The organism is Jiangella rhizosphaerae, from assembly GCF_003579925.1.
GTDB classification, from domain to species: domain Bacteria; phylum Actinomycetota; class Actinomycetes; order Jiangellales; family Jiangellaceae; genus Jiangella; species Jiangella rhizosphaerae.
On the sequence record NZ_QUAL01000316.1, the window covers coordinates 1 to 4,527 of the forward strand.

The 4,527-nt window shown below is 73.5% G+C and carries 4 protein-coding genes; 2 read left to right on the forward strand and 2 right to left on the reverse strand.

All coding sequences use genetic code 11. The features are described 5' to 3' along the window. Nucleotides 1–919 (reverse strand): SGNH/GDSL hydrolase family protein (locus tag DY240_RS23885; RefSeq protein ID WP_147375490.1); only part of this gene is annotated, 919 nt, incomplete at its 3' end. A gap of 51 nt (nt 920–970) precedes the next feature. Between DY240_RS23885 and DY240_RS23890 the strand changes: the two genes are divergently transcribed. Next, complete coding sequence (locus DY240_RS23890; RefSeq protein WP_119662230.1) at nt 971–2,338, forward strand: cystathionine beta-synthase; 1,368 nt, start codon at nt 971–973, stop codon at nt 2,336–2,338. A gap of 60 nt (nt 2,339–2,398) precedes the next feature. On the opposite strand, the gene DY240_RS23895 is transcribed toward DY240_RS23890, so the two are convergent. Beyond that, nucleotides 2,399–2,860 (reverse strand): NfeD family protein, encoded by a 462-nt coding sequence (locus tag DY240_RS23895; protein WP_119662231.1) that lies wholly within the window; start codon nt 2,858–2,860, stop codon nt 2,399–2,401. A 277-nt stretch (nt 2,861–3,137) separates the two neighbouring features. Between DY240_RS23895 and DY240_RS32435 the strand changes: the two genes are divergently transcribed. Next, the gene (locus DY240_RS32435; RefSeq protein ID WP_199702267.1) at nt 3,138–4,484 is read left to right on the forward strand and encodes a trypsin-like serine protease; all 1,347 of its coding nucleotides are present in this window, start codon (nt 3,138–3,140) and stop codon (nt 4,482–4,484) included. Nucleotides 4,485–4,527 lie beyond the last annotated feature (43 nt).

Here is a 4,527-nt window from a genome sequence, read left to right on the forward strand (position 1 = left end):
CGCGGGCCCGCCCGCCGACCGTCGCGGCGGCGACCTCGGTGCCGGCGTGGTCGGCGGCGGCGACGGCGGCGATCGACACCGGCAGCACGCTGTCGCCGCGGACCGGTTCGGGGATCTCGTCGCCGGGCGCCCAGAGGCCGAGCGCACCGATCAGTGACGGCAGGACCGCGGCGGCCGCGTGCGCATAGCCGGCCGACGACGGGTGGAACTGGTCCTCGCTGAACAGCTCGCCCGGCGCCGCCTCGAACTCCGGCCCGAGGATCGACCCCAGCGACACCGTCCGGCCGCCGGCGGCGACGACCGCCATCGTCTGCGCCGCGGCCAGCTGCCGGCTCGCCCGCCGGGCCAGCCAGCGCAGCGGCGGCCGGATGGGCCGGATGGTGCCGAGGTCGGGGCAGGTGCCGACGACCACCTGGCAGCCCGCCTCGCGCAACCGGCGCACGGCGTCGACGAGGAGGCGGACGGACTCGCTCAGTTTCACCTGGTGGGTGATGTCGTTGCCGCCGACGATGATCAGCGCGACGTCGGGCGCGGCGGCCTCGGCGCGGTGGAGCTGGCCGGCGAGGTCGGCCGTCTGCGCGCCGACCTGCGCGACCGTGGTGAGAGCGACCGGGCGGTGCGCCACCTCGGCCAGCCCGGCGGCGAGCAGCGCGCCCGGGGTCTCCTCAGGGGTCTCGACGCCGTAGCCGGCCGCCGCGGAGTCGCCGGCGACCACGAACGAGAGCGGCGGGCCGTCGTCGCTGCCGTATAGGCCGTCGGGGTCGGGCGGGCCGCCGAGCGGGCGGCCGGTGATGGTGCGGCGGGCCAGTTTCGCCTGCAGCCGCAGCAGTCCGTAACCCGCGGCGCCCAGCAGGCTGAGCCCGCCACCCCCGTAGGCGGCGGCCGCGGCGAGACGGCGTGCCGTCCGAGCGCTGACCATGCCGACCACCGTTCGACTCTAGCGAACCGGGGGCTCGGCTAAGGTCGGGACGTGGAGTACTACGAGAGCGTCGTCGACCTCATCGGCGACACCCCGCTGGTCCGGCTCGGCGCGGTCGCCGAGGGCCTGCCCGCCACCGTGCTCGCCAAGGTCGAGTACCTGAACCCGGGCGGCTCGGTGAAGGACCGCATCGCCACCCGGATGATCGAGGACGCCGAGAAGGCCGGCCTCATCGGCCCCGGCGGCACCATCGTCGAGCCCACCAGCGGCAACACCGGCGTCGGGCTGGCGCTGGTCGCACAGCGCAAGGGCTACCGCTGCATCTTCGTCTGCCCTGACAAGGTGAGTGAAGACAAGCGGAACGTGCTCAAGGCCTACGGCGCCGAGGTCGTCGTCTGCCCGACGGCGGTCGCGCCCGAGGACCCCGACTCCTACTACTCGGTGTCCGACCGGCTGGTCCGCGAGACGCCCGGCGCCTGGAAGCCCGACCAGTACTCCAACCCCGCCAACCCGCGGTCGCATTACGAGACCACCGGCCCGGAGCTGTGGAAGCAGACCGACGGCCGCATCACGCACTTCGTCGCGGGCATCGGCACCGGCGGCACCATCAGCGGCGTCGGCCGCTACCTCAAGGAGGTCTCCGGCGGCCGGGTGAAGGTCGTCGGCGCCGACCCGGAGGGCTCGGTCTACTCCGGCGGCACCGGCCGGCCGTATCTCGTCGAGGGCGTCGGCGAGGACTTCTGGCCCACGACGTACGACACCGAGGTGTGCGACGAGATCGTCGCGGTGTCCGACAAGGACTCCTTCGACATGACCCGCCGGCTGGCCCGCGAGGAGGGGCTGCTGGTCGGCGGCTCCTGCGGGCTGGCGGTCGTGGCGGCGCTGCGGGTGGCCGAGCGGGCCGGACCCGACGACGTCGTCGTCGTGCTGCTGCCCGACGGCGGGCGCGGCTACCTGTCGAAGGTCTTCGACGACGGCTGGATGACGTCGTACGGCTTCCTGCCGCCGGTCGCGGGCGTCACCGTCGGCGACGTCCTGCACCGCAAGTCCGGCGAGATGCCGGCGCTCGTCCACACCCACCCGGGCGAGAGCGTCGCCGACGCCGTCCACATCCTGCGCGAGTACAACGTGTCGCAGATGCCGGTCGTGCGGGCCGAGCCGCCGGTCATGGCCGCCGAGGTGGCCGGCGCGGTCGTCGAGCGCGACCTGCTCGACGCGCTGTTCACCGGTGCTGCGCACCTGACCGACCGCGTCGAGCAGCACATGTCGAAGCCGCTGCCGATGGTCGGCTCCGGCGAGGCGGTCGCCGCCGCCGTCGACGCACTGCGCTCGGCCGACGCGCTCGTGGTGGTCGACGACGGCAAGCCGGTCGGCGTGCTGACCCGCACCGACCTGCTCGGCTACGTCGTCGCGACCTGAGCGGGCGGCGTCAGAGCAGGTAGCCGCCGGTGACCACCGCGGCCTTGCCGCGCAGCCGCATCAGCTCTCCTCCAGGACGAGTGCGGTGGCGCCGCGGATCTCGACCACGCCGACCGTGGCGCCCTCCTCGAACGTCGACCGGCCGTCGTAGCAGCGCGCCGACCACACCTCGCCGGCCAGTCTGATCAGCCCGTTGTGCGCGTCGACCCGCTCGATGACCACACCGCTCTGCCCGACGAGCGCGGCGACGCCGAACGACGACGGCGTCGGTTTCAGCAGCCGCTTCTTGGCGATCGGCCGGACGACGCCGAGCAGCGCGATGCTCACGCCCACGGCGACCAGCAGCTGGACGATGAACTCCGCGCCGGTGCCGGCCGCGACGGCACCGCTGGCCGCGCCGATGGCCAGCATGAGGAAGAAGAAGTCGAGCGTCGTGAGTTCGATCGTCCCCAGGACGAGGGCGGTGCCGGCCCACGCCAGCACCCACGCGTGCTCGCTGAACCAGTCCCACAACGACTGCATGGCCGCAGTTTATTGACCATCGCCGTATTTGTGTCGATTGGCGCGATGGCAGGGTGTCGCGATGTCAGTCGCGGACGAATCGGGACATTGCTCCACCAGGCGGTCCGCGCGGCGAAATTCCTGGTCGGAACGGGGATGTCGGGGTCGCGGCGGTGCCGGTGTCCCGGTACCGTTCCCCGCGGTTCCGGGGCGGGCGAATTCGGCCGCGCTCCGGGTGAACAGTGATCATCGAATGCGAATCCACGTGCCGAATCGGAGAGAATCGTTGCGTTACCACTTGCGTCACGGTGTCCGCGTCGCGGGCGCGCTGCTGGCCACCGCTCTGGCCGGGGCCGGCCTGCTGAGCACCGCCGGCGTCGCGTCGTCCGACGAGACGCCCGACCCCGCGGTCACCCTGCTCGACCAGGCCTTCGAGGCGCTCGACGTGCTGCCGCGCATCGTCGGGGGCGATCCCGCGGCCGAGGGCGACTACCCGTGGATGGTCCGGCTCGACATCGGCGGCGGCCTGTGCGGCGGCGCCCTGTACGAGCCGGACCTGGTGCTGACCGCGGCGCACTGCGTCGCCCCCGGCACCGGCCCGAACACCGACATCACCGCGCTGATCGGTTCGGTCGACCTCGCCAGTGAGGACATCGTCGAGGTCGGCGGCGAGTACGTCTGGTCGGCCAACGCCGAGGGCATCGGCGGCGGCTACCCGGACTGGGCGCTGATCCAGCTGGACCAGCCGGTCGAGGACGTGCCGACGCTCTCTCTGGCGACCACCGACGAGTACGACGAGGGCATGTTCACGGTGGCCGGCTGGGGCGCCGACGCCGAGGGCGGCGACCAGCAGCAGTTCCTGCTCGAGGCCGAGGTGCCGTTCGTCCCCGACGACGAGTGCCTGGCGTCCTACCCCGACGACGAGGGCTGGGGCTTCGCGGCCGACGTCGAGCTGTGCGCCGGGTATGCCGAGGGCGGCATCGACAGCTGCCAGGGCGACTCCGGCGGCCCGCTGTTCCGTGAGGACGAGAACGGCGAGCACGTCCAGGTCGGCATCGTCAGCTGGGGCAACGGCTGCGCCCGTCCGGACTACCCGGGCGTCTACACGCAGGTGAGCGCCGTCGCGGCGGCGATCGCCGAGACCGCCGAGGTCCGCACCGAGCCCGTCGTCGAGACCACCGGGGCCGAGACCACCGTCGACACCCCGGTGACGATCGAGCTGGCCGGCAGCGACCCCGAGGGCGACGAGCTGGAGTTCAAGGTCTACGCGCCGGAGTTCGGCGAGCTGTCGTACGAGGACGACCCGAGCGTGCTCACCTACACCCCGGCGCCCGGCTTCGAGGGCGAGGACACGTTCTACGTCGTCGCCAACGACGGCAAGATCGACTCCGCGCCGGCCGTCGTGACGGTGACCGTCGAGGGCGCCGCTCCCACGCCGACCCCGACGCCCACCGAGGAGCCGACCGAGGAGCCGACGCAGGAGCCGACCGAGGAGCCGTCGGCGACCCCGACCGACGACCCGGACGGCGAGGAGCTGCCCGACACCGGTGCCGGCGCGGGCACGGGCGTCGCGCTGGCGCTGTTGCTGGCCGGCGGCGCGGCCGCGGCGTTCGCCGCCCGGCGGCGGCTGACGGCACGGAGCTGACGCACCGGTTCCGCACCCGCACGACGGCGGCGCCGCCCCGCGC